This window comes from Streptomyces sp. NPDC059850, assembly GCF_042731515.1.
Lineage (GTDB): Bacteria > Actinomycetota > Actinomycetes > Streptomycetales > Streptomycetaceae > Streptomyces.
Map to the genome: position 1 here is coordinate 1 of NZ_JBHWJI010000076.1, position 24,074 is coordinate 24,074.

At 71.3% G+C, this 24,074-nt stretch carries 26 protein-coding genes and 2 pseudogenes; 14 read left to right on the forward strand and 14 right to left on the reverse strand.

What is annotated here, in order from left to right; all coding sequences use genetic code 11:
• Nucleotides 1-381 precede the first annotated feature (381 nt).
• Together ACFV9T_RS38135 and ACFV9T_RS38140 are read left to right on the forward strand one after the other, a co-directional pair.
• The gene (locus tag ACFV9T_RS38135; protein ID WP_385447350.1) at nt 382-735 is read left to right on the forward strand and encodes a DUF6247 family protein; all 354 of its coding nucleotides are present in this window, start codon (nt 382-384) and stop codon (nt 733-735) included.
• A complete protein-coding gene (locus ACFV9T_RS38140; RefSeq protein ID WP_385447274.1) occupies nt 732-1,004 on the forward strand; it encodes a hypothetical protein in 273 nt (90 codons plus the stop codon). Before ACFV9T_RS38135 ends, ACFV9T_RS38140 begins: the two co-directional genes overlap by 4 nt.
• On the opposite strand, the gene ACFV9T_RS38145 is transcribed toward ACFV9T_RS38140, so the two are convergent.
• The gene (locus ACFV9T_RS38145) at nt 1,001-2,437 is read right to left on the reverse strand and encodes a PLP-dependent aminotransferase family protein (RefSeq protein ID WP_385447276.1); all 1,437 of its coding nucleotides are present in this window, start codon (nt 2,435-2,437) and stop codon (nt 1,001-1,003) included. The two genes, ACFV9T_RS38140 and ACFV9T_RS38145, sit on opposite strands and share 4 nt — an antisense overlap.
• Nucleotides 2,438-2,483: 46 nt before the next feature.
• Here ACFV9T_RS38145 and ACFV9T_RS38150 point away from each other — a divergent pair, with 46 nt between their 5' ends.
• Complete coding sequence (locus ACFV9T_RS38150) at nt 2,484-3,425, forward strand: aldo/keto reductase (RefSeq protein ID WP_385447278.1); 942 nt, start codon at nt 2,484-2,486, stop codon at nt 3,423-3,425.
• 2 nt (nt 3,426-3,427) lie between these two features.
• Here the strand turns inward: ACFV9T_RS38150 and ACFV9T_RS38155 are convergent, their stop codons facing one another.
• The 4 genes from ACFV9T_RS38155 to ACFV9T_RS38170 form a co-directional block, all read right to left on the reverse strand.
• Complete coding sequence (locus ACFV9T_RS38155) at nt 3,428-3,829, reverse strand: cupin (RefSeq protein ID WP_385447280.1); 402 nt, start codon at nt 3,827-3,829, stop codon at nt 3,428-3,430.
• Between the two features lie 173 nt (nt 3,830-4,002).
• Entirely contained in the window at nt 4,003-5,013 is a 1,011-nt protein-coding gene (locus ACFV9T_RS38160; RefSeq protein WP_385447282.1) for a questin oxidase family protein, read from the reverse strand.
• Nucleotides 5,014-5,140: 127 nt separating this feature from the next.
• Entirely contained in the window at nt 5,141-5,602 is a 462-nt protein-coding gene (locus tag ACFV9T_RS38165; protein WP_385447284.1) for a DUF3515 domain-containing protein, read from the reverse strand.
• Between the two features lie 132 nt (nt 5,603-5,734).
• Nucleotides 5,735-5,995: a hypothetical protein gene (locus ACFV9T_RS38170; protein ID WP_385447286.1), complete on the reverse strand. Its 261-nt coding sequence runs from the start codon at nt 5,993-5,995 to the stop codon at nt 5,735-5,737.
• On the opposite strand from ACFV9T_RS38170, the pseudogene ACFV9T_RS38175 reads away from it, so the two are divergent.
• Both ACFV9T_RS38175 and ACFV9T_RS38180 read left to right on the forward strand, forming a co-directional pair.
• Nucleotides 5,996-6,331: pseudogene (locus tag ACFV9T_RS38175) on the forward strand (VWA domain-containing protein); the annotation flags it as partial.
• A gap of 198 nt (nt 6,332-6,529) precedes the next feature.
• Nucleotides 6,530-6,832, forward strand: a pseudogene (locus ACFV9T_RS38180) (hypothetical protein); the annotation flags it as partial.
• A 272-nt stretch (nt 6,833-7,104) separates the two neighbouring features.
• On the opposite strand, the gene ACFV9T_RS38185 reads toward ACFV9T_RS38180, so the two are convergent.
• Nucleotides 7,105-8,451, reverse strand: coding sequence for an MFS transporter (locus ACFV9T_RS38185; protein ID WP_385447288.1), 1,347 nt, complete (start codon nt 8,449-8,451; stop codon nt 7,105-7,107).
• A 99-nt stretch (nt 8,452-8,550) separates the two neighbouring features.
• On the opposite strand from ACFV9T_RS38185, the gene ACFV9T_RS38190 reads away from it, so the two are divergent.
• On the forward strand, nt 8,551-9,003 hold the full coding sequence (locus ACFV9T_RS38190; RefSeq protein WP_385447290.1) for a winged helix-turn-helix transcriptional regulator: 453 nt from the start codon (nt 8,551-8,553) through the stop codon (nt 9,001-9,003).
• Nucleotides 9,004-9,047: 44 nt separating this feature from the next.
• Here the strand turns inward: ACFV9T_RS38190 and ACFV9T_RS38195 are convergent, their stop codons facing one another.
• On the reverse strand, nt 9,048-9,788 hold the full coding sequence (locus tag ACFV9T_RS38195) for an MBL fold metallo-hydrolase (protein WP_385447292.1): 741 nt from the start codon (nt 9,786-9,788) through the stop codon (nt 9,048-9,050).
• Nucleotides 9,789-9,848: 60 nt separating this feature from the next.
• A complete protein-coding gene (locus ACFV9T_RS38200) occupies nt 9,849-10,229 on the reverse strand; it encodes an ArsR/SmtB family transcription factor (RefSeq protein WP_385447293.1) in 381 nt (126 codons plus the stop codon).
• A 100-nt stretch (nt 10,230-10,329) separates the two neighbouring features.
• Between ACFV9T_RS38200 and ACFV9T_RS38205 the strand changes: the two genes are divergently transcribed.
• Entirely contained in the window at nt 10,330-11,562 is a 1,233-nt protein-coding gene (locus tag ACFV9T_RS38205) for an MFS transporter (protein WP_385447295.1), read from the forward strand.
• Between the two features lie 9 nt (nt 11,563-11,571).
• Here ACFV9T_RS38205 and ACFV9T_RS38210 read toward each other — a convergent pair whose 3' ends face one another.
• From ACFV9T_RS38210 to ACFV9T_RS38225, 4 genes are read right to left on the reverse strand one after another with little or no spacing between them, the layout of a single operon-like run.
• A complete protein-coding gene (locus ACFV9T_RS38210; RefSeq protein WP_385447296.1) occupies nt 11,572-12,192 on the reverse strand; it encodes an ATP/GTP-binding protein in 621 nt (206 codons plus the stop codon).
• Nucleotides 12,140-12,595 (reverse strand): DUF742 domain-containing protein, encoded by a 456-nt coding sequence (locus ACFV9T_RS38215; protein ID WP_385447298.1) that lies wholly within the window; start codon nt 12,593-12,595, stop codon nt 12,140-12,142. The genes ACFV9T_RS38210 and ACFV9T_RS38215 overlap by 53 nt, the downstream gene beginning before the upstream one ends.
• A 32-nt stretch (nt 12,596-12,627) precedes the next feature.
• Nucleotides 12,628-13,104 carry a roadblock/LC7 domain-containing protein gene (locus ACFV9T_RS38220; RefSeq protein ID WP_385447300.1) on the reverse strand — a complete coding sequence of 159 codons (477 nt, stop codon included), beginning with the start codon at nt 13,102-13,104 and terminating at the stop codon, nt 12,628-12,630.
• Nucleotides 13,085-15,685 (reverse strand): ATP-binding protein, encoded by a 2,601-nt coding sequence (locus ACFV9T_RS38225; RefSeq protein ID WP_385447301.1) that lies wholly within the window; start codon nt 15,683-15,685, stop codon nt 13,085-13,087. Before ACFV9T_RS38225 ends, ACFV9T_RS38220 begins: the two co-directional genes overlap by 20 nt.
• Nucleotides 15,686-16,040: 355 nt before the next feature.
• Between ACFV9T_RS38225 and ACFV9T_RS38230 the strand changes: the two genes are divergently transcribed.
• The 5 genes from ACFV9T_RS38230 (at nt 16,041) to ACFV9T_RS38250 (ending at nt 20,346) form a co-directional block, all read left to right on the forward strand.
• The gene (locus ACFV9T_RS38230; RefSeq protein WP_385447302.1) at nt 16,041-17,177 is read left to right on the forward strand and encodes a substrate-binding domain-containing protein; all 1,137 of its coding nucleotides are present in this window, start codon (nt 16,041-16,043) and stop codon (nt 17,175-17,177) included.
• Nucleotides 17,178-17,213: 36 nt separating this feature from the next.
• Nucleotides 17,214-18,116 carry a phosphorothioated DNA-binding restriction endonuclease gene (locus tag ACFV9T_RS38235; protein WP_385447304.1) on the forward strand — a complete coding sequence of 301 codons (903 nt, stop codon included), beginning with the start codon at nt 17,214-17,216 and terminating at the stop codon, nt 18,114-18,116.
• 46 nt (nt 18,117-18,162) lie between these two features.
• Nucleotides 18,163-18,960, forward strand: a complete 798-nt coding sequence (locus ACFV9T_RS38240) for an endo alpha-1,4 polygalactosaminidase (protein ID WP_385447306.1) — start codon at nt 18,163-18,165, stop codon at nt 18,958-18,960.
• A gap of 135 nt (nt 18,961-19,095) precedes the next feature.
• Complete coding sequence (locus ACFV9T_RS38245) at nt 19,096-19,737, forward strand: ClpP family protease (RefSeq protein WP_385447308.1); 642 nt, start codon at nt 19,096-19,098, stop codon at nt 19,735-19,737.
• A 3-nt stretch (nt 19,738-19,740) separates the two neighbouring features.
• Nucleotides 19,741-20,346, forward strand: coding sequence for a ClpP family protease (locus ACFV9T_RS38250; protein ID WP_385447310.1), 606 nt, complete (start codon nt 19,741-19,743; stop codon nt 20,344-20,346).
• Nucleotides 20,347-20,350: 4 nt separating this feature from the next.
• Here ACFV9T_RS38250 and ACFV9T_RS38255 read toward each other — a convergent pair whose 3' ends face one another.
• Complete coding sequence (locus ACFV9T_RS38255; RefSeq protein ID WP_385447312.1) at nt 20,351-21,364, reverse strand: AraC family transcriptional regulator; 1,014 nt, start codon at nt 21,362-21,364, stop codon at nt 20,351-20,353.
• An 88-nt stretch (nt 21,365-21,452) separates the two neighbouring features.
• Here ACFV9T_RS38255 and ACFV9T_RS38260 point away from each other — a divergent pair, with 88 nt between their 5' ends.
• Together ACFV9T_RS38260 and ACFV9T_RS38265 are read left to right on the forward strand one after the other, a co-directional pair.
• Nucleotides 21,453-22,529 (forward strand): MFS transporter, encoded by a 1,077-nt coding sequence (locus tag ACFV9T_RS38260; protein WP_385447314.1) that lies wholly within the window; start codon nt 21,453-21,455, stop codon nt 22,527-22,529.
• 37 nt (nt 22,530-22,566) lie between these two features.
• Nucleotides 22,567-23,454 (forward strand): alpha/beta fold hydrolase, encoded by an 888-nt coding sequence (locus ACFV9T_RS38265; protein WP_385447316.1) that lies wholly within the window; start codon nt 22,567-22,569, stop codon nt 23,452-23,454.
• 13 nt (nt 23,455-23,467) lie between these two features.
• Here ACFV9T_RS38265 and ACFV9T_RS38270 read toward each other — a convergent pair whose 3' ends face one another.
• Nucleotides 23,468-23,854, reverse strand: a complete 387-nt coding sequence (locus ACFV9T_RS38270; protein WP_385447317.1) for a helix-turn-helix domain-containing protein — start codon at nt 23,852-23,854, stop codon at nt 23,468-23,470.
• Nucleotides 23,855-24,074: the final 220 nt, after the last annotated feature.

Sequence of the window (24,074 nt, forward strand, 5' to 3'; positions counted from 1 at the left end):
CCCCTCGCTTTGTTGGCGGGGGGGGACCCCGCCCCACCGCCGGGCCCAGTGGGGTTGGTTCCCCCCCGCGTGGCGGGAGGCGGGGCCCCCCCCCCCGGGCGCCCCACCGGATCGGATCCGGTGAGCAGCGCTGCGGCTGTGCGACGGTCCCTCCTGCCTCGGGGCAGGACAGTGGGCTGGCCGTGGACGCCGGGTGCGGCCAGCCCCGGACGCGGCCGCGTCCGGGGGCCATCGCTACGGTATGGCCGCCCGGGCCCTGTCCCACCGACACGGCCCCGCCGAGGGCTGAACCGCCGCGCCCTCACTCGTTCGGGCGATGTGATCGGGCCCGCACTCGATACGCTGCTCCCAGGGATCAGAATCTCGCCCATGGGAGCAACAATGACCACCTCCGCCGCCGGGCAGCCACTCATCCCTCAGCCGCCTGCCACCGTCACGGCCCTCCGCCAGGCCGTCGCGCAGATCGCACCCGCCGCCCTGCCCGCCTTCACCCGGGAACTGGATCAGGCCGCCGACCAGTCCCGTCAGGCGTCCGACCTGGCCCCCCTCCAGCGGTTCATCGCCCAGTGGGCCGTTTACGTGCATATCCAGCGGCAGCCCAGTGTCGCGAAGGAGTTCCGTCGCTGGGAGGACGCCGCGGAGGCCGGTGACGCGGCCCAGGCCCGACGTGCGGCGTCCGCCATCGGCAAGATCCTGGACGACGCGCACGCCGCGCTCGGCCTCCCACTGCGGTGAGCGCCGACTGGCGCTGGGAGTACGACCCCGATCACGCGCACGTGACAGGCGGCATCCCCGCTCAGGTCGTGGCCGAAGTGGAGCGTCTCGCGGGGCAGCTGGTCGAGCTGGCCGGTATGGGGGTCGACGTCCGCGACTTGGGCAACGGCCCTCGGCCAGGAGGAATGCGCCGCATGGATGCGGCGGGCGGCTGGTTCTTCTTCCTGGTGGCACCACGGGATCAACTGATCGTGATCGTCCGCATCATGCCACCGTACTCGGATATCTAAGCGGGTCTCTCCGCCTTGGGCGTACGCGTCGCCAGCGCGCCGCGCAGGAGCGCGACGGCCGGGGGGATTTCGGGGTCGGTGATGTTGCCGTAGCCGAGGACCAGGGCGCGGTCGGCGGAATGCTGTACGCGGTAGTCGTCGAGGTCCGCCAGGCGCAGCCCGGCGGTGGCCGCGGCGCGGACCGTGGCGTGGGTGTCGGTGTCGTCCGGCAGGTGCAGCAGGATGTGCAGCCCGGCGGCCGTGCCCGCGGCGCGGGCCTCCGGTAGCTGGGCGCCGAGCGTGCGGATCAGCAGGTCGCGGCGGGTGCGGAAGCGGCGTCGGGCCGCGCGGAGGTGGGCGTCGTACCAGCCTCGGTCGATGAAGGTCGCGAGGGCGAGCTGGTCCAGTACGGGGGGTGCGGCGGCTACGGGGTTCGCCGCCGCGAGGGCCTGGGTCAGCGCGGCGGGGGCGACCAGCCAGCCCAGGCCCAGGGCAGGGGACAGCGTCTTGCTGACCGAGCCGAGGAGGAAGACGCGGCGCGGGTCCATTCCCTGCATGACGGCGACCGGGTGGTGGTCGTAGCGGAACTCGGCGTCGTAGTCGTCCTCGATGACGTAGCCGTTCACGTCGCGGGCCCAGCGCACGAGGCGGGCCCGGCGGGCCGGGGACAGCACCGTGCCGGTGGGGAACTGGTGGGCCGCGCCGACGATGACGGCCCGGGCCGGGGTGCGGACGAGGTCGTCGACGCGGAGGCCGTCGTGGTCCACGGGCACCGGGTGCGGCCGCAGACCCGCGCTCGTGGCGGCGTCGCGCAGCCGCCCCCAGCCCGGGTGTTCCACGGCCAGGTCGGCGATCCCCTCGGCGCGCAGCGCGCGGCACGTACGGAGCAGGCCGTCGGTGACCCCGGCGCACACGGTGACGGTCTCGGCCCGCGCGTCCGCGCCGCGCGAGCGCCGCAGGTACTGCGCGACGGTGGTACGCACACCCGGGTGCCCGGCGGGGTCGGGCAGGCCGAGGTCGTAGTGGACGGCCGAGCCGGTGACCGCGCGGACGGCGTCCGCCCAGCGGCGGCGCGGGAACGCCCGCAGGTCGGGCAGGCCGGGCGCGAGGTCGTACCGGACCGGTGGCGGCGCCGGTGCGGGGTGCGCGCGAGGGTACGGGGGTGTGGTGTCCGGTGACCATGAGACGCGCGTCGCGGAACCCACCCGGGCGGTGAGGTAGCCCTCGGCGATGAGCTGCCCGTACGCCTCCGTCACGGCCCAGCGGGAGCAGCCGAGTTCCTCGGCGAGCGCCCGGCTCGGCGGCACGGCGGCGCCCTCCGTCAGCCTGCCGTCGCGGATCGCGGTGCGCAGCGCGCGGACGAGGTGATCGCGCAGGCGATGCGGCCGACCAGGCTCCGGAGAGCCGATCTCCAGCAGCGTCGCCCACGCGAAATTGGTCTGGGAAATCGCCACAAGATTGGAGCGTACCGCCGGTCCGCGTCCGCCTACCGTGACGGACATGAATCCTCAACTGGCGCTGGGCGCCATGCTGTTCGGCACCGCGCAGGACGAGCGTCGGTCGTTCGAGATCCTGGACCGGTACGTGGACGCCGGGGGCGTGTGGATCGACACCGCCAACTGTTACGCGTTCTGGGCCGACCCCAGCGGCTTCGGCGGGCAGAGCGAGACCGTGCTCGGGCGGTGGCTGGCGCGTCGGCCTGGGGTGCGTGACCGGGTGCGGATCAGCACCAAGGTGGGCTGCGAGCCGACCGAGGCCGGGCGCTTCCCGGAGACGGCCGAAGGGCTCGCGGCCGAGGTGATCAAGCGCGGGATCGAGGGCAGTCTGCGGCGCCTCGGTACGGACCACGTCGAGCTGTACTGGGCGCACAAGCCGGACGAGGCCACTCCGCTGGAAGAGACGGTCGCCGCGTTCGGCGAACTGGTCGCCGCGGGGACGGTCGGCCGCCTCGGCTGCTCCAACTACCCGGTCTGGCAGCTCGAACGGGCCCGGCGGATCGCGCGGGACCACGGCGGGGCGGGCTTCACGGCGGTGCAGCAGCACCACACGTACCTGCGGCCGCGCCCGGCCACGCGGCCCCTCGTGTCGCACCGGTTCGGTGTGGTCGGTGACGAGGTGCTGCACTACCTGGAGCATCACCCGGATGTCGCGCTGTGGGCGTACACACCGCTGCTGAGCGGCCGCTACACCCGCCCGGAACGGCCACTTCCGGAGGAGTACGACCACCCCGGCACCGCCCGCCGCCTCGCCGCGCTCGACCAGATCGCCGCCGAGACCGGCACGAACCGCAATCAGGTGGTGCTGGCGTGGCTGACCGGCGGCAACCCGGCCGCCACGCCGATCGTCGGCGTCAGCACGGTGGAGCAGCTGGACGAGGCGGTCGCGGGGGTGTCGCTGGAGCTGAGCGCCGAGCAGCGGGAACGGCTGGACTCCGCGATGTGACGTCAGCGCTTTTCGAGGCGGGTGCCGTGGCGCAGGGTGATCGACATCAGGTCGCTCGGGGCGTCGAGTTCCAGACGGTGCCAGCGCCCACGGGGCACGACCACGGCGGTGCCCGCCGCCAGCCGCACCACCTCCTCGGAGCCGCCCGGCGCGGTGGGGCGGAAGGCGAGGCGGACCCCGCCCGTCAGGCAGCACACCGCCTCGTCGGCCTCCGGGTGCATCTCCCAGTGGTCGGCGTGGACGTCGGCGTCGGTCTCGACGTGAAAGGTGGCGACCTGCCAGGCGCCGTCGGGGTCACTGCCCCTCATCTGCCGCTCGGCGGCGCGGACATCGCCGTCGGGGTGGAAGCGCAGCGCTGAGGCGAACAGGTCGATGGGGGTGGGGGTGGGGGTGGTCGTCGTCATGACGGTGTCCTTCCGGTCGGGTCGCGCTATTTTCTGTACGTGCGCGTGCGGCCGCGCTCGCCCCGCGCGACGGGCCCGGCGGGCATCCGTAGATCCCGCACGACCTGGTGCACTTCCTCGTCGAGGCGGAAGTGGGCTCGCACCCCCGCACGCGGTGCGGAGGTGGATGCGCTTCATCTCAACGGGGCGCTCAGCTCCATGGAACGCAGAGCCGCAGCGAGCGCCGGTTCATCGCCGACATCGAGGGCGGTGTCGGTCAGCTTGATGACGTGTTCATCGCCGTGCGCCAAGGCCCGTTCAAAGACCTCTTCAGGGGTGAAGGTACCGGGTGGGGCGTACGCAACCGACGTGGCCGGTGCGTACATCGCGGTCACCGCCGCGGAGGCAGTCCAGGCTGCCCGCAGGCTCGATAGCCACAGGGCTTGCGGGAGCGCGGGCAGGGTGCGCAGGACGGCGTTGGGAGCCGTGGCCGCGTGCACCAGCATCGTTTCCTCGCCATGGCCGTGGGTGGCATACCGGTGGGTTGCCGCCCGCACCAGTTCAGCGAGGTGGCAGTATGCATCGCTCGGTTCCGTTACTGCGGCCGCCCACACCGGCAGGTCCCTGACGCGGTCGAGCCGGACGGAGAAGCCACCGTCCTGCATGGCGATCGGCGCTACGGTGTCGAGAGCGTCGGCTGCGCTGTCGGCGCCGGGCAGCGGGGCAAGAACCGCGACGGGTCGGTGGCGCGCAGCCCAGTAGCCGAGACCGTGAGCAAGCTCAGCCAGACGAGGTTCGGTGATCTCACCGGACAGGAGCATGCGCACGGCGTGGCCCACCCGGATCACCGGATGCGTCGAGCCGCCGTACATGCCGGGCAGAAGACGGGGCCACCACTGAGTCAGCACTTCGCGCCACGGATGCTCTGCGACCTCGCGCTCGAAGTAGCCGATCCAGTCGGCCGCCCGGCGCGGATCGCCAAGCGCGGATAACCAACTGCTGTCCGTGACCGGCTCGACACGGGACGGGAACTCCTCAAGCTTGGGTGCGTACAGGTCGAGCCATCGGTGCACCGAATGCGCCTGTCCGCGAGCAGCGAGGGCCTCGACGGCCATCGGCGCGTGATTCGTGAGCCGCCCCAGCCGCTCGGGCCCCGAGTTGTGCAGTCGCTCAAGCGCCTCGTCCAGCGTCCCTGCCGTATCCATGGCATGGACAGTAGGCAGGATGCCACGGCGGCGTAACGGCCTGGAGAGGTAAGCCCGACCTAGGACCTCCGGCCCACCACTCGCCCACCGCACAAAGAGGCCGGGCCCTCCCCGACCGCGCCCCAACTCACCCGAGCGTGTCGCCCAATGCGAGGCATTTCGACTTCTGAGGAATGCTGCGAACCGCGCGATTCACGTCGACCAACGCGTCTCCAGCCTTGGATCCGTCGCCCTCGACGGTCACCTCGATCGCGGGGTCGCGGCCGTAAGTCGTGAGGACCTGCACCCCGTCCTTCTTCGCCCGCTCCTCGTCCAGCACCCAGTCGACGCCGTTGACCGTCACGCACAGGTTGGTCGTCGGGGCCAGCGGTGTGACGCCGCAGCGCAGCACGATCGAACCGTCTCCCCAGGCGGCGACGCCGTCCCCGGTGACGTCGTCCCGGGATTTCGAGAGAACGGTTTCGGGCGCCCGGGAAATGACATCCGAGCACCGTGGATTATCGGCAAAGGGGCCGGGCTCCACGGAAACCTTCGAAAAGAACAGGAAATACGAGGCGACCGCGGCCGCGATTCCCGCCGCGACGCACACCCCGGAGATGAGGCGGGCCCTTTTACTCCATGACCTGAACCGCATCGGCCCCACTTATCCCATCGACACCCTCGCCCGCACCCTACCGCCACGCCCCACGCCGGCCTGGGCCGGGGAGCGCGGGTCCCTCCGTCAGGGAGCGGGGCGTTCGCCGCTCTCCAGATACGCGGACCGCCGCTCGGCCAGGGCGCGGAGCGCCTGGGCGGCTCGTCGGCGGGTCCGGGGCGGGAGCATCGTCAGGGCGTCGTCCGGGGCCACGAACTCGCAGGCCGAGAGTTCGTGATCGCGGGGGTGGAGGCGGCGGGCCTGATCGGCCGGGAGCGTGCCTCCGTCGAAGACGAACGCGAGCTGGTCGTCCCAGGGGCCGTGTGGCGCGACCCAGTCGACGCACACCACTACCAGTCGTCTGGAGCCGAAGATCCGGCGTTCGTCGTCTTCCAGACCGACGGTTCCCCCACGTCCAAGGCCGCTGCGGAGCATGTGCTGTGCACGGCTGCGAAGCTGCCGATCTTCTGGCAGTTCGTCGGGTTCGGCGACGACGAATTCCGCTTCTTGCGCAAGCTGGACGATATGCCGGTGCCGGGTCGGCGGGTTGTCGATAACGCAGGGTTCTTCGCCGCCGGGTCGTCGCCCAAGGCCCTATCTGACGCCACCATCTACGATCAGTTGCTCGGCGAGTTCCCGCTGTGGCTGGTCTCCGCTCGCTCCGCCGGCATTCTGAAACAGTGAGGGCGGTCAACCGCATACCTACCCATGATGGGGGTAGCCCGGGGCGGGAATGCAGCGCCGTTACTGCGCAGCACAGTTGGCAGCACAAGCCCCCCCCCGCGACCGCGCGAACGACCCGGGAGCGTGGTCAACGCTGCTGAGGAGTGTCAACGTACTGAACCGTATCCCCCATGCGGGTCGCCCGCGCGTGGAGTTGCTGTGCGCTCCACATGGGATGGTGGTCGTCCGGTGAGTACGCACCCGCGTCTGCTGCCGTGGAATGGGTAGCTGGAAAGCCTTGTTACCTGGTGCCCGGCGAGGACGTCAAGGGCTATTGTCCCGGCTCGCGGACGAGATGGAAGCCGTACAGCTCCGCATGGGCGCCGAACTCCTCGATCACGCCGACGCGCTGCTCGGCAACCCCAAGGCGAAGCCGGAGAGCCTCGGTTCCTCGCGAACCGGCTGGTCGAGGCGCTACGGGACGCGTTCCGGGTCGCGGAGAGTCGCGGCAGGCGACTCCCCGGGCCGATGAGGACGAGAGCGGGGCACTCCGATGAGCGGGGCGGAAGAGGGCTGGCAGGTCCGGCCCGCGCCGGGGCGGGGCTGCGGCGGAGCGAGGATGGCCGTCTTGAACTGCCCGTTCATGTGCTGCGTCCCGGGCCCATTCACCTGGGCTCGCTGGTGCTGACGGGGGTAGAAGCGGAGCAGTTGCACGCCGCGTAGTGCTACGCCCTCGACGGGGAATCCGCCTCCGTCGACGCGCCGGAGTACCGAAAAGCGGTCCGCTACCCGGGCTACCCGGGCGGCCGACAGCGGTACTGAGGTCGGCGTCGAGGCGCCCCCGTGCTGACGGCGTCCGGGGGCTCCTCCGCTAGGGGGTGTCGGCCTCCTGGACGTGTGGCGTCAGCGGGGGCCGGGGCGCCGTGCCGTGCGAACGCCCACAGCGCGAGCCCGAGGCAGCTGAACGCGGCTCCCAGCACGCATACGGCGCCCCAGCCGGCCACCGTGTACAGGGAGGTCGCGGCGATGGCGCCGGTGGCGCTGCCGATCGAATAGAAGACCATGTAACCGCCGATCAGCCGACTGCCCGCGTCCGGGTGCAGCGCGTAGATCAGGGTCTGGTTGGTGACGTGGACCGCCTGCACGGCGAGGTCGAGAAGGACCACCCCGACGACCAGGGCCCAGAGCGAGCTGCGGGTGAAGGCCAAGGGCAGCCACGAGGCGGTGAGCAGCGCCAGGGCGATGCCGGTGGTCCGCCGGGAAAGGCCACGGTCGTTCAGGCGGCCCGCCACGGTCGCGGCCAGGGCACCGGCCACACCGATCAACCCCAGCGCCCCGATCGCGCTGTGGGACAGGAAGTACGGCGCCTCACTGAGCGGCAGCGCGACGCTGCTCCACAGGGTGCTGAAGGCCGCGAAGATCAGCAGACCGAACAGGGCCCGGAGCCGCAGCAGTCGTTCCCGCGCGAACAGGGTGACCGTGGAGCGCAGGAGCTGTCCGTAGCGCAGGGTTGTCGGCGGAGCGTCACTGCGGCGTGGCAGCACTCGGTACAGGACCAGGGCGAGCAGAGCGGTGAGCGACGCCGAGGCGAGGTAGACGGTGCGCCAGCCCGCGAGATCGGCCAAGAGGCCGGATGCGGTGCGGGCGAGCAGGATTCCGATGACCACGCCGCTGGTGACCAGGCCGACGACTCGTCCGCGCCCGGCCGGAGGAGCCAGTGATGCCGCGAAGGCCACCAACGTCTGCGTGACGACCGCGAGAAGCCCCGTCGCGGCCATGCCCGCGAGCAGGATCGTCGCCGAGTGGGCCGCAGCCACCACGGTCAGCGCCACCACCAGGAGCAGCAACTGGGCCACGATGAGCCGTCTGCGGTCCGCCACGTCGCCCAGCGGCACGAGGAAGAAGAGCCCCAACCCGTATCCGACATGCGTGAGAGTGACCACGCTGCCGACAAGTGCCGGGCTCATGGCGAGGTCCTGGCCCATGGTCACTAGGAGCGGCTGGGAGAAGTAGACGTTGGCCACTGCGGCCCCGCAGGCAATGGCGAACAGCACGACGACGCCACGGGACAGGACGAACGCGGAACCTTCCTCACCCCGGGCCTCGGTCCGTCGTGTCACCGCCTCACCGCTGTTGGGCATCAGGCCCCCTTCGGGTACTTGGTTTCATCTTGCTACCAGCACTCCAGAAGGTAGCCTTGCTGGTAGCATGTTGCAACCATCGTGAAAGTGAGGGACGCCATGGTGACCAGGACGCGCTTCGACGACAGCGAATGTCCCGTCGCCCGGTCGGTGGACGCGATTGGCGACTGGTGGTCCCTGCTGATCGTGCGGGACGCCTTCGACGGGAGCCGGCGCTTCGGGGAGTTCCAGCGCAGCCTCGGAGTGGCGAAGAACATCCTCACCGCGCGTCTGCGCACCCTGGTCGCCGGCGGTGTCCTGGAATCCGTCCCCGCCTCGGACGGCAGCGCCTACCGCGAGTACGTACTGACTCCCAAGGGCAAGGCGCTCTTCCCCGTCATCGTGGCGCTGCGGCAGTGGGGCGAACAGAACTTTTTCGCCCCCGGCGAACCGCACTCAGAGTTGGTCGACCGCCAACAGGAACATCGCCTCCGCGCACTGGAAGTGCTGTCCGCGGACGGGCGACGGCTGGATCCCGACGACACCACCGTCCGCAAGGTCACTACCCGGTGATCTGAGTGTGTTCGGCGCGCTCGACGTGAACAGGAGTGTCGCGGCTACAGGCGGGTGACGAGGCCGGGGGTGGCGATGGTGATGGAGGGGGCGAAGGTTTCTGCCGCCGCTGCCTGCGCGGCTTCGGGGGGTGTGCCCGGCCAGAGGTGGGTGAGCATGAGGCGGGCGGCGCCTGCCTGGTGGGCGTACTGACCGGCCAGGCGGGCCGTCAGCAGGTACGGGGCGTCGCCGGTCGGGACCTGGTGGACGTACGTGGCCTCCGACAGGAACAGGTCGGCGCCCTGGGCGAGGCGCGGGATGTCGGGGCTGGGGCCGGTGTCGCCGGTGTAGGCGAGTACGGCGCCGGGCGTGCTGAGCCGGATGCCCGCGTTGGGGACGAAGTGCGGCAGGAGCCAGGTGTCGGTGGTGTAGGGGCCGATGTCGAACCGGTCGCCGGGCGTGAACTCGTGGAGGCGGTACGCCCCGGCGAGCATGCTCGGCTTGTCGAGGGCGAGCACGGCGTCGACCGCTCCGTGCGGGGCGTGGACGGGCAGGGGCGGCGGCGGGTCGTCGCTCAGGCCCCGGGCGCGTAACAGGGGATTGAGGTCGGCGCAGTGGTCGGGGTGGCCGTGGCTGATCAGCACGGCATCGACCGCGTCGACGGTGCCGTGCTGGAGGAGGCGCGGCAGCGTGGCGTAGCCGGGGTCGATCAGCAGGCGGAATCCCGCGTGCTCCACGAGGTAGCCGCTGCATGCCTGGTCCGCGGTGGGCCAGGCCCCGCAGCCGCCGAGAACGGTCAGTCGCATGGCACCGGACCCTAGCGGCGTTCCTCGCCGTGAGCAGGTGTTTTACGACCCTTCAGGGGGTCACGGGGCGTCCGGTGTCCATGCCGCCACCAGGTCCAGGAGTCCGGGGAAACGGGCGTTGAGGTCGGCGACGCGTACGTGGCTGCGGCGCTCCAGGCCGTACTGCCGCTGTCTGGTGACGCCCGCCTCCCGCAGGGCCTTGAAGTGGTGAGTGAGGGAGGACTTGGGCCGGTCGATCCCGAACCAGCCGCAGGGGTGGTCGAACCGCTCCGACTCCAGCAGGAGTTTGCGCACGATGAGCAGCCGCAGCGGGTCACTCAGTGCACCCAGCACCGTTTCCAGGCGCAGGTCTTCGACCGCGGGCTCCGGCAGCGGCTCGGGCAGGCCCGCGGGTTCCGGCAGCACCTTGATGACAGGCGGCGGACCCACCGTCGACGACATACGCGGCTCCCCACAGCGCTTCGAATCGATTGTACGAGTCCAATCGTACTGGATGCTATGTTCGACTTAACTCGTACTGCGCTGGAGGGAGCGGCCAACCATGCCGGAAAGTCGAACGGTGCCCGTGGAGGAGCGTCCGGACACGAGCGCCCCGACGGCGGCGCCCACCTGGTGGGTGTGGCTCGCCGCATGGCCGGTGACCGCCGTCTTCGTGCTGTCCAACGCCGCGACGCCGCTGTATGTGCTGTGGCAGCGGGACATCGGGTTCTCCCAGGGCACCCTGACGGTGGTCTTCGCTTTCTACATCGTCGGACTGCTGGGCTCTTTGCTCGTCTCCGGCGTCCTGTCCGACCGACTCGGGCGCAAGCCCGTCCTCCTGCCCGCACTCGCCCTCGCCGTGACGGCCTGCCTGATCTTCGCCACGGCACACACCGTGGCCGCGCTGATCGTCGCCCGGCTGTTCACCGGCATCGCGGTCGGTGCCATCGTCTCGGCGGGCATGGCGGCCGTGACGGACGTGGCCGGGCCGGACCGCAGGCGGCTCGCGGCCCTGCTGGCGTCCTGCGCCATGGTCTTCGGCGCCGGGCTGGGGCCGTTCCTCGCCGGTGTTCTCTCCGAGACCCTTCCCGCGCCGACCGTCACGGTCTTCGTCGTCGAGGCCGCGCTGCTGATCACCGCGGTCCTCGCCGTCCTGCGCATGCCCGTACGGCGTCCTGCGGCGCCCCCGGCGAAGGGGAAGTGGGTGCGCGTTCCCGGCGTACCGCACGGCGCCGGTCCGCAGCTCACCCTGGGCATCGCGGTGTTCGCGCCCGGCATCACCGCGACATCCTTCGTGCTCTCACTCGGCCCGTCACTGCTGGCCGGTCTACTCGGTACGACCAGCCGGATCGTCGCCGGAGGCATGGCGTTCGCGATGTTCCTCGCCGCGACCGGGGTGCAGTTCGCGGTCCAGAAGCTGCCCCGGCGCACCATTCTGACCGCCGGAGCGGTTAGCACCGTCCTGAGCATGATCGCGCTCATCTCCGCCGTCCGCACCTCATGGATCCCCGCGCTCATCGCGTCCGCCCTGCTGGCCGGGGCTGGCCAGGGCATGGGCCAGCTCGGTGGCCTCTCCCTGCTCAACTCCACCATCCCGCCGCAGCGGTTGGCGGAGGCCAACGCGGCGCTCAATGTGGGCGGGTACGTTCCGGCCGGTCTGCTGCCGGTATCGGCGGGCTACCTCAGCGACGCCGTAGGGCTGACCGGCGGGGCGACCCTCTTCGGCCTGGTCCTGATGACCCTCGCCGCCACCGGCGGCATCGTGGTCGTCGCCAGCGGCCGCGGGCGGGAGTGACGGCGAGAGTCAGGCTGGTTCGGCGGATTTGGCTCTGGCCAGGGCGACTTCGAGGACGACGAGGAGGGCGTCGCGTACCGAGCCCGTCTCGCGGGCGTCGAAGACGGTGAGGGGGATGTGCTCGGAGACGTCCAGGGCCCAGCGGACCTCGTCCAGGTCGTGCTCGACCTCGCCGTCGAAGGCGTTGACCGCGACGGCGAAGGGGATGTCCTTGTGCTCGAAGTAGTCGACGGCCGCGTAGCAGTCGTCCAGGCGGCGGGTGTCCACGATGACGAGGCCGCCGAGGGCGCCTTCGACCACGTCGTCCCACATGAAGCCGAACCGGTCCTGGCCCGGCGTGCCGAACAGGTAGAGCTTGAGGGTCGGGTCGATGGTGATGACGCCGAAGTCCATGGCGACCGTGGTGGTGGTCTTGCCGGGGGTGTGGGTGAGGTCGTCCACGCCCGCCGCGACCTCCGTGATGGCGGCCTCCGTGGTCAGCGGGCGGATCTCGGAGATGGCGCCCACGGCCGTGGTCTTGCCGACTCCGAAGCCGCCCGCGATGACCAGCTTGACCGGCAGCGGAGGTCGTTCGGGCTCAGCTGCTGTCGCGGAGTGTGCCCCGTGAGTCGGGGACGGCACGGAGACCATCGATAACCCTTCGCAGTACGGAGATGTCCTGGACTGTCCTGGCGTCCGGCACGTGGACCGCCAGGTGTCCGGCGGTGCACAGGTCCTCCGCCAGGACCCGGACCACGTTGAGGTGCAGCCGGAGGCGGGCGGACAGTTCCGCCACCGACTGCGGACGCCGGCAGGCGGCGACGAGGTCGTGGTGTTCGAAGGTGAGCGTGCGCAGGGCGGAGAGCCCGTCCGACGTCGCCACGACCTGGGCCTCGACCGGGAGCGGGGGCGCGGTGCCGCCGCCGCCCGCGACCCGGCCCGCGGTCAGCAGGAACGGCCGGATCGCGGAGGCGCGGGGGGCGGGATCCGGGTCCGGGCTCGGGTTCATGGCCGCGCCGTCCGGCTCGTGCGGCTCTGGTTCATCTGTGGCCATCACACGCCCCCCTTCTGCATGCCCGCAACGCGTCAGATGATGGAGGGGGTGCCAGCGCTCTTCTTCAGCTCCAGTACGAGCTGGGGGGTGAGCGCGGCCCCGGCCCGGTTGGCGAAGAGGGTCATCTCGTAGGCGATGTTGCCCAGCTTCGCCTCCTTCGACGTCACCACGCCGAGGACCGCGCCGCAGCCGATGGCCGAGACCAGCACATGGCCGCCCTCCAGGTCGATGATGACCTTGTTGAGGCCGCCCAGGCCGTAGTTGCCGGAGGCTCCGGCGGCCAGGCTCGTGACGCCGGAGACGATCGCGGCGAGCCGCTCGGAGTCGGCCTGTTCGCGCAGCTCGGATACGGCGATCAGCAGGCCGTCGGAGGACACGGCGATGGCGTCGACGACACCGGCGGTGTGGGTGGCGAACCGGTCGAGCAGCCAGGTGAAGTCGGCCGCGGCTGCTCGCAGATCGGTGGGTTCCTGCCCAGCGGGACCGCTCTTACCTGTCGGCGTGGTCACTGCCCGACTCCTTCCGGGGTTGTTGATGCGGCAATGGCGTGGGTTCGGTCGGGGCGGTGGCACTGTCCTGCTGTGCCCTGCGTACGGCGGCCTCGAACTCGTCGAGTTCCGACCGGACGGCATCGGCGTCGACGGGGGCGCGGGCCTCCCCGTTGCCCCGGTCGGCCGAGCCCGAGGGGGTCGTCTTGTCTAGCGTCGCGCCCCGTACTCGCCGTCGCAGCGGGCGGGATGTGGACGTGGAAGTGGACGTGGACGTGGACGTGGGGGACGACGAGCGCTGGTCGGTGGACGGTTCCGGTGTGCTGGGTGATTCCTGTGCGGCGGAAGCGTCCGCCGGGGTCTCCTGGGGCGTTCGCTCCGCGCCCTTGCGGTTCGGGATCCGCCGGGGCAGTCCGCCGGGCTCCGCGGGCTCCGCCGAGCCCTGTTCGGGCGCCAGCGGGGACGTCGTAGCAGGCGTCCGTACGGGCAGCGGCGTGGCCCGGACCGGCGCGACCGGCGCGGATCCCGCCGGGGTACGGGCCAGCTCCGTGACCGGGGGCGGCCCGGAGGGGTCCACGGGGCTCGCCGCCATCAGCAGCGCGTCCGGAATCCACACCGTCGCGGTGACCCCGCCGCCCGGCGTACGGCCGAGGGTGACCCGGACGCCCCAGCGCCGGGCGAGGCTGCCGACGACGAACAGGCCGAGCACCTTGGTGGGGACGAGGTCGAGCCGTTCGCGGCGGATGAGCCGGGCGTTCTCCTCTTCGAGGCGTTCCGCGCCCATGCCCAGCCCGTGGTCGATGACCTCGATGAGCGCGCCGCCGTCCGCCGTGATGTCGGTGCCGGGCCGGACGACGACCTCGACGGGGGTGTCGGACGGGGAGAACGCGACCGCGTTCTCCAGCAGTTCGGCGACCATCAGCGTCAGGTCGCCGATGATGTCGGGCGCGACCGTGACCTCGGTTTCGGAGCGCAGCGACACCCGCTGGAAGCCCTCGATACGTCCGAGGCTCGCCCGGATGACGTTGGCGAGGGCGGTCGGCTGGGCGTCCAGCTCGGCTTCCCGGATTCCGGCGAGCAGCATCAGGCTGTCGGCGTTGCGCTGGAGGCGTACGGCGATGTGGTCGATGCGGTAGAGCCGTTCCAGGACGTCCGGGGCGGTCTCCTCGCGTTCGACGGCGTCGATCAGGGTGAGCTGGCGCGTGGTGAGGTTGCTGACGCGGCGGCCGACGTTGCCGAACATCTCGCCGACGTTGCGGCGGCTGAGCACCTGCCGTTCCAGCAGCGCCGCGGCGGTGACCTGGACCTGGTTGAACGCCTCGGCCAGGTCGCCGATCTCGTCGCGCACAGGTACGGGGATGGGCCTCGGCCGCAGCGGCGCGCTGTCGGGGGACTCGTCGTCCTCCACGCGGGCCAGTTCCTCGCCCGCCACCGAGACGACCTGGTGCGCGGCGCCGGTCAGGGCCGCGAGGGGGCGTACGACCGAGCGGCGGACCATGAAGGAGAAGCCGAGCCAGGCGGCGAACCCGAGGACGGCGAGGCCGAGCAGGGCCACCGCCTTGTGCAGGGCGTCCCGGGAGAGGCTGTCGGCGTGGGCGGCGATCTGCCCGGTCAGGGAGCGGGTGACGTCGAGGCGGTCCTCGGCCTGCCGGGTGCCCGCGGCGATCGACGTACGCAGCTGCTGCGGCGACTGGCCCTGGAGGGAGCCCGGGTCGATCTGCAGCTCCGCGAACTTGGCGGTGAAACCGTTCTCCTCGGCGCTGCGCTCGATGCCGTCCAGGCGCAGGACCTGGTCCGGGTCGGCGATCCTGCCGAACCGTTCCGTCTGCTCCTGGAAGATGCGGTGGGCACCGGCCGCGCGGGTGTACTCGGTGAGCGCGTTGGCGTCCCGGGTCTGGGCCGAGAACACGCCGCTCTCGAAGGCGGCGTGGGCGGCGTCGGCGCGCAGCACCGTGTCGAGCAGCTCGACCACCGAGGACGAGGAGGAGCCGGAGAAGCGGTCGAGCCCGATGCCGTCGATCAGGTAGCCGACCGCGTTGGCGTACGCGGGGTCGATACCGGCGGCGGGGACCGAGCCCCGCTCGACCTTGTCGCGCAGTACGCCGAGGCCGCGGATGTAGTCCAGGGCCCGCCCCTCATCCCGCGCGAGCCCCGCGCCGAACGCGGAACGCACGGCGGTGGCCTGCTCGTCGGTGACCCGCTGCGTGCGGCGGTAGTCGATGGTGGACGGCAGCTCCGCGCCGGGCCGGGCCGCCTCCTGCTCCACGGCCAGCAGCAGCGCCTGCCGGTGCTCGGCCTGGATGTCGTTGATCAGCCGCGTGACCTGCTCGCTGTCGCGCACGAGTTGCGCGGTCCGGTCGGCGTCCAGGGCCTGCCGCACCTGCCCGTACGCGCCGACGCCCAGCAGCACGCCGACGACCACGACGGGCACGATCACCAGGACGTTGAGCTTGCGCCGGAACGGCCACCGGTCGAGGGCGTCCCCGCGCAGGAGCGCGTACGCGCCGCGACGGAATCGGGGAACCCGTGGGGCGCGCCCGGACGGCCCGGACGGCCCGGACGGGTCCGGATCGCGTGGCGGGTCCTCTGTGTCCACCGACACCCGGGCCTCCTTCGATGTGCCGATGTGCTCATGAGCGGTGACCGAGGTGTCGTTGTTGCCGACCGCCGACGACCGGGGAGCGTGGCGCCGGTGACGTCCAGCGCCCTCGTAAGCGAGCGACCAGAGCGACTAGATCGCGCCACACGTCCGACCGGCCGTGAACACTACCGTCTGTGCGCACGCTTGCAAGACATCCGCCGACAACGGTTACCGAAGATCCACGGTTGTCAGGTTTAGGCCATTGCGCCGTCGCTTTCCGCTCGCTCCCGGGGGCTGCCCGGCGGGGTGCCGCCACCCGTAACCTGTCTCCTCCCACCCCCGGCCCCGAACCTTCCTGTGCCCCGCGAGGAGACCCGTGCACGCCACCCGCAAGTCGGTCCTGACAGCCGCCGCGTTCCTGGCCGTGGCCACCACCGGCTGCGAACCCGGATCCGGCACCGCCGCCACGCACCCGCGCCCCGCCGAGCCCGGCTGCCCCGCCGTCCTCGCCAAGGCCAAGCGGGCGGTCGCGAAGGCGGAGGACGTCGACGCCCCGTGGAAGGGCCCCACCACCGGGCCGACCGCCCGGCGCGGCAAGAGCGTCGTGTTCATCGCGCAGACCCTCACCAACCCCGGCGTCGCCGGAGTCGCCCAGGGCGTCCAGGAGTCCGCCAAGATCCTCGGCTGGAAGGCCCGCACCATCAACGGCCAGGGCACGCCGAGCGGCATCCGGTCCGCGTTCAAGAGGGCCCTCGACCTCAAGCCGGACGGCATCGTCATCGGCGGCTTCGACCCCGAGATCGCCGCGAACGAGGCCAAGGCGGCCAAGGCGGCGGGCATTCCGCTGATCGGCTGGCACGCCACGGACGCCCCCGGCCCCAGCGAGCAGCCGGAACTCTTCAGCAACATCACCTCCCGGGTCGAGGACGTCGCGAAGATCAGCGCCGACTGGATGATCGCCCGGTCGGACGGCCGCGCGGGGGTCGTGCTGTTCACCGACGCCACGCTGCCCTTCGCGAAGCGCAAGTCGGACCTGATCAAGAAGGAGCTGGCCACCTGCTCCGACGTCAAGCTGCTGAGCTACCAGAACATCCCCATCCCCGACGCCAACCGCCGCGCCATCGGGGCGGTCCGGTCGCTGCTGTCCCGCTTCGGCGACAAGTGGACGTACTCCGCCGCCATCAACGACCTGTACTTCGGCCACACCGCCCCCGCCCTGCGCGCCGCGGGCAAGGACGGCGCGGGCGCCCCGTCCGCCATCGGCGCCGGTGACGGCGACCCGTCGGCCTTCGAGCGCATCAACTCCAAGCAGTACCAGGCCGCCACCGTGCCCGAGCCGCTGTCCGAGCAGGGCTGGCAGATCGTCGACGAGTTCAACCGCGCGTTCGCGGACCGGCCCGCCAGCGGCTACGTCGCCCCCGTCCACATCGCCACCGCCGCCAACAGCGGCGGCGCCCTGTCCTGGGACTCCGAGGGCTACCGCCAGGCGTACCGGCAGATCTGGGGCCGCTGAGCGGTCACCTCGCGCAGCCGAAGTACCGTCCGTCGCATGGACTGGATCGAACGGGTCGGCAATCTGCGGCAGTGGAGCAGCAAGGGGGCGCGCGCACCGCACAAGCCGCTGCTGATGCTGTACGCCCTGGGGCGGTTCCGGCAGGGCCCCGGCCAGGCGCTCCGCTACTCGGACGTCGAGCGGGACCTGAAGGACCTGCTGCGGGACTACGGGCCGCCCAACGACACCTCACCGTCGTATCCGTTCCACCACCTCACCAATGACGGGGTGTGGGAGGTGCGTACGGACGACGGCGGCTCCAGCCCGGGCCCGGGAGTAGGGGTGTTGCGGGCCAGCGGCGCGGAGGGGCGGCTGGTGCCGGGGTTGCGGTCCGCGCTGTCGGCGGAGCCGGAGTTGCTGGGGCGGCTGGCGCACGTCCTCCTGGACACCCACTTCCCGCCCTCGCTCCACGCCGACATCGCCACCGCCGTCGGGCTCGATCTGGAGGCGGAGGGCGCGGTACGGGCGACCGTGACCGTGCGCGACCGGCGGCGCGCGGCCGAGCTGCGGCGGGAGGTGCTGGTGGCGTACGAGTACCGGTGCGCGTTCTGCGGGTTCGACGGGGCGGTCGGGCGGGTGCCGGTGGGGCTGGAGGCCGCGCACGTACGGTGGTGGGCCTTCCGGGGCGCGGACGACCTGTCCAACGCGCTGTGCCTGTGCTCCCTGCACCACAAGCTGTTCGACCGGGGGGTGCTGGGCCTGGACGGCGGCCGACGCGTCATCGTCTCCCGGGAGTTCACCGGCCGCGGTGAGGCGGCCCGGACGCAGGTGCTCGACCTGGTGGACCGTTCGCTCATCGGGCCGCAAGGCGGCAGCGAACCGGTCGCGGCGGAGAACGTCGACTGGCATACGGAGCAGGTCTTCCGGGGCAAGGCGCGGGTGGTGGCCCAGCGGGGGTGAACGGCCCGGCGTATCGGGAATGTTCGGGCTTGAGAGAATCGTGCCCATGCTCCGCACCACCGTCGCGTTAGCCCTCGCCGTCCTCGCCATCGCGGCGCTTCCCGCATGCGGTTCCTCCGCCGAAAGGGCGACGCCCGAGGTGAAGCTGCCGCCCAAGGGCGCCGACTGGGACTACCAGATCGGTGGCGCCTACGAACCACCCCAGGGCGTCGAGATCGTGGCCCGCGACCGTGCGGACACACCTGCGCCCGGCGTCTACAACGTCTGTTACGTCAACGCCTTCCAGACCCAGCCGGGCGAGAAGTGGCCGTCCCGGCTGCTGCTGCACGACACCAGGGGCGAGGTCGTGGAGGACCCCGACTGGGACGGGGAGTCGGTGCTCGACATCACCACGGCGGCGAAGCGCGAGGAGGCGGCCGAGAGGGTCGGGGCGTGGTTCGAGGAGTGCGCCGACAAGGGGTACGACGCCGTCGAGCCCGACAACCTCGACACCTTCACCCGCTGGCCCGGCCTGCTGACCGCCGACCAGGCCACGGCGTACGTCTCCCTGCTCTCGCGGCGCGCCCACGAGCTGGGGCTCGCGATCGCGCAGAAGAACACCGGTCCGCTCGCCCCGCGCCGCGCGCGGACCGGGCTGGACTTCGCGGTCGTGGAGGAGTGCGGCCGCTACGACGAGTGCGAGGCGTTCGCGAAGCCGTACCGGGACCGGGTGGTCGTCGTCGAGTACGAGGACAAGGGGATGGCGAAGGCCTGCGACGGCTTCGCCGACCGACTGTCCGTCGTACGCCGCGACGTGGACGTATCCACCCCGGACGACGACGCGTACGTCCGCGACGTCTGCTGACGGTCTGCTGACGGTCTGCTGACGGCGGATCTGCCGCGGGCAGAGAAACCTCCCCCGGCGGCGCCCCGGGGCCGACAGTGAAGTGACCGCGGCGAAGTCCGCCGCGGGTCACCACGGTCACCCCTGGGAGGCCCGATGCGAGCACCCCTGTCCCTCGACGGCCCGCGCGCCGAGGACGGCGATACGCCGCCCTCACGCTTCGACGACCACCTGGCCGCGCAGCTCCTCACCCAGCGGATCGTCTTCCTCGGCACGCAGGTCGACGAGGTCTCCGCGAACCGGGTCTGCGCCCAGCTGCTCCTGCTGTCGGCGGAGGACCCGCGGACCGACATCAGCCTCTACATCAACAGCCCCGGCGGCTCGGTGACGGCCGGACTGGCGATCTACGACACGATGCGGCTCATCCCCAACGACGTCGCGACCCTCGCCATGGGCTTCGCGGCGAGCATGGGGCAGTTCCTGCTCACGGTCGGGACGGCGGGCAAGCGGTCCGCGCTGCCCAACGCGCGGATCATGATGCACCAGCCGTCGGCGGGCATCGGCGGGACGACCGCCGACATCGAGATCCAGGCCGAGAACCTGGAGTTCACCAAGCAGGCCATCGAGCGCATCATCGCCGAGCACACCGGCCAGACCCGGGAGACGATCTCCCGCGACGGCGACCGGGACCGCTTCTTCACCCCCGAACAGGCCAAGGAATACGGGATGGTCGACCACATCGTGGAGTCGCTGAGCGACGTGCGGCCGGGCGCCCCGCGACGACGGATGGGGATCTGAGACATGAGCCAGTACACGATTCCGACCGTGGTCGAACGCACCACGCAGGGCGAGCGCGCGTACGACATCTACAGCAGGCTGCTGTCGGAGCGCATCATCTTCCTGGGCACGGAGATCGACGACGGCGTCGCCAACGTCGTCATCGCGCAACTGCTCCACCTGGAGTCCTCCAGCCCCGAGCAGGAGATCGCGATCTACCTCAACTCCCCGGGCGGCTCGTACACCTCGCTCATGGCGATCTACGACACGATGACCTTCGTGACCGCGCCCATCTCGACGTTCTGCGTCGGCCAGGCGGCCTCGACCGCGGCGGTGCTGCTGGCCGGGGGCGATCCCGGGCGGCGGTTCGTCCTCGAACACTCCCGGGTGCTGCTCGGCCAGCCCGCGACCGGCGGGACGCGCGGCACGGTGTCGGACCTCAGCCTCCAGGCCAAGGAGATGCTGCGCATCCGCTCCCAGGTCGAGGAGGTGCTGTCCCGCCACACCCCGCATGACGTGGCGACGCTGCGCGCGGACATGGACCGCGACAAGGTGTTCACGGCGCGGGAGGCGGTGGCGTACGGACTGGCCGACGAGGTGCTGTCGAGGCGGCTCACCCGCGCCGCCTGACGTATCAGCCGGCCGTGGCCTTCGAACGTGCGGCGTCTCTGCTGGCGCCGGGCGGCTGGCCGGTGACGCGTTTGAAGGCACGGGTGAACGAGGCCTGGGAGGTGTAGCCGAGGCGTTGCGCCACGGACTGGACCGGCAAGGTGTCCTGGGCCAGCCACTGGCTGGCCAGGAGCATCCGCAGCTCCGTGGCGTAACGGAGCGGCGGCATGCCGATCGTGGTGTGGAACCGGTCCGCGAAGACGGACCGGGAGACATTGCATTCCGCCGCCAGCTCCGCCACCGTCCAGTGATGCCCGGGCTGCCGGTGCAGGGCCAGGATGGCGCAGGCCAGGCGGGGGTCGCGCAACGCGGCCACGAGTCCGGAGCTGTTGTCGCAGCCGCATTCGATCCAGCCCCGCACGATCATGGCCGCCGCCACTTCGGCCAGCCGGGCGAGGATCCCGGCGAAGCCCACGCGCGCGGAGCAGACTTCGCGCCTCATGGACGTGAGGATCGGCATGAGCCCGGGGTAACGCTTCCCCTCGGCATCGACCAGCATGACGTCGGGCATCAGCTGACCGAGGCCCTGCATTCCGCCGAGGTCGAACTCCATGGAGCCGCTGAAGAAAACCGCGCTGGGAGCCGGGCCGGCACTCGGGCAGGTATCCACGTCACACACCGCGTCGCCCAGCGGAACCCCATCGAAACTGTCGATGCCCCGGACCGGTATATCCGGTCCATTCGGTCCATCCGGGCCGGAGAGCAGCTGATGGGACTGGCCGTGGGGCATGAATACGGCGTTTCCGGCCGAGAGTTCATGGACCGTCCCGTCCCCGGTGCGCAGGACGGCGGAGCCGACGGCGAGGAAGTGGAAAGAGGCACGTCCGGGCTTGGCGTCGAAGGTGAGGCCGAACCGCGGGCCGACATGGACGCGGCGATACCGAACACCGCGCAGCCGCATGCTGGTCAGCAGCTCGCTGATGAGGTCGGACGACAGGGCGAACTGCCCCGCACCCCCTCCGCCCGGACTCTCGGTCAAATATCGCGGACTTCCCGTCATAGCTCATCCTGAATTTCGCGTGCAGCCTTGACTTGAACCTCTCATGCGACTCAGGAGCAGTAAACAGTTGAGCAGCGATACGTGCGCCACCGTGCGCGATGCCGACCCCGGCGAAGCGGCCGATGAGAAACTGATACCCCCCGAACTGGTCTCATCGTCGTGGGCGGCGGTGTTCTCGCTGGCGGTCGGTGTGTTCGGGTTGCTGACAGCGGAATATCTGCCGACCAGCCTGCTGACTCCGATGGCCGCCGACCTCGGAGTATCGAAAGCCCTGGCGGGGCAGGCGGTGACGGTCACCGCGGCGGCGGCGATGATTTCCGGGCTGTTGACGGCGAGCCTGACGCGCCTGGTGCCCGCGGCGCTGGTGCCGCGTGCGGTGTCGATCATCTTCAGCGGCATCGCGGTGGCGACCATCGTGGCGGTGCCGCTGGGCAGCTACCTCGGCGACCTGGCCGGTTGGCGCAGCACGTTCCTGGCGGCGGCCGCGCTCGGGGTGGTGACGCTGGTGTTCCAGTTCTTCGCGCTGCCCCGGATGGCGCCCCAGGCCTCGGCACGGCTGAGCACGTTGTGGGAGGTGCTGCGACGCCCGGGCTTCGGGGTGGGCATTGTGGGGATGCTGCTCGTACACATTGGCCACTACGCGCTGTTCACCTATATCCGGCCCGCTCTGGAAAACATGGTGAAAGTCGACGCCGACGCGCTGGCGCTGCTGTTGTTCGTCTTCGGAGTGGCGAACCTCGTGGGCACGCTGGTTTCCGGATGGCTTCTGGAAATCAGCCTGCGCCTGACGTTGGTCATGACACCGGCACTGATGGGCGTCGCGGCACTGGGCGTGGCTCTCCTTCCCGCCGGGCGCGCCGGGTACGTGGCGCTGGTGGTCCTGTGGGGCCTGGCCTTTGGCGGCGTGTCGGTGGCATGGTCGAACTGGGCCACACGCATGGTGCCCGACCAGGCGGAAAGCGCGGGCGGGCTCGTGGTGGTCGGCGTGCAGTCCGCTATCGCGGGCGGGGCTGCCGCAGGCGGGGTGATGTTCGGCATGGGCGGCATCATCACCGTATTCACCGTCTCCGGCGCCGTGTTGCTAGCCTCCGCGTTGTTGATCGTATTGCGGGTCAAAGCGCCCCGGCACCGCGTAATGAACTGATTCATCGATGCTGAAAGCATTTTCCGAGGAGCTATTGATGAGCAAGATTGAGCAGACCGTCGAGATACCCCACCTGGGCGGATCGACCGTCGGATACACCTTCGCCAAGCCGTACGACCCCGCGCTCCCGACGCTGGTCCTCATCAACTCGTACACCACCTCGGCCGACCTGTACCGGCCGCAGTTCGCCGACCCGGCGCTCGGGTCCGCGGTCAACCTGCTCGCCCTGGAGCCGTACGGGCACGGCCGCACGAGGGCCACGTACCCGCACTTCACCTTCTGGGACAGCGCGATCGCGAACCTCCAGGTCCTCGAAGCCCTCGGGATCCGCGAGGCCTTCGTGCTGGGGACCTCGCAGGGCGGCTGGGTGGCGGTCCGCATGGCGCTGCTCGCCCCGGACGTCGTGAAGGGCGTCATGGCGCTGGGCACATCGATGGACTACGAGAGCCAGCGCAGCCGCGACCTGGGGTGCTGGGACGGCGTCGCCTTCAACACGCCGATCGTCGACGCCTTCGCCGAGCCGGTCGACGAGGACTGGGTCGTGCCGGACCAGTTCGTGGACGACGTGTTCGACGCGGCCCTCGGCGGCATCTCGGCCGAGGAGCGCGAGCTGTGGATCGCCGCCTACCGCGCGAACTACGCCGGTGACGCCGGGCGCCACCGGCTGCGCCTCAGCACGGTGAACCTGCGCGACCGCGACGGGCTCCACGGCAGGCTCGACGAGGTCCGCTGCCCCGTGCTGTGGCTGCACGGCACCGCGGACCAGGTGTACTCCGTGGCGAACGCCCAGGAGGAGATCGGGCTGTTCACCCACTCCCCCGAGGCGCGCCTCGACATCATCGACGGCGGCCAGCACTTCCTGAGCGCCTCGCACCCCAAGGAGGTCGACGCCGCGGCGATCGACTTCGTGAAGCGCTGGGCCTGAGCTTCTTCTCAGGCTAGGCGGCGAGCCGCAGCCGGGCTTCGCCCTGATGTGACGTCAGCCGCGCCTGCGGGGCGGAAGCGGCGCTCCTGACCGCCCGCGCCCCCGTCAGCCGGATGATGTCGCGCTGGGCCAGCGCGAGCAGATCGGCCAGCCCAAGACCGAGGGCGCGGGCGGCGGCCGCGAGGACTTCCGACGAAGCCTCCTTGCGGCCCCGCTCCAGCTCGGAGAGGTACGGCATCGAGATCCGCGCCGCCTCGGCGACGTCCTTGAGCGTGCGCCGCTGCGCCAGCCGCTCCCGCCGCAGCACGTCCCCGACGACGTCGCGCCAGAGGGGTTCCCGGTCCGCGGGGACGGGCCGCAGGGGGATGACGCGCGCAGGCTTCGGCTCGTGGCTGCTCATCCCCTCAGCGTAGAAGCGCCCCGCCCGCCCGTCAGCCACCTCCGCTCTGCCTGCGGCGAAATCCGCCCCGGGGGGCGGGCACCTGCGGCCGCCCCGCCGCTGCGGGTCGGGCCGGGGCCCGAGCCGCTGATGGACGCGCACCACCGCGACACCGGCCGCTCCACCTGGTCGTACGACCGGGAGCCCCACCGCATCGCCGACCTGGCCGAGGGCGCCGATC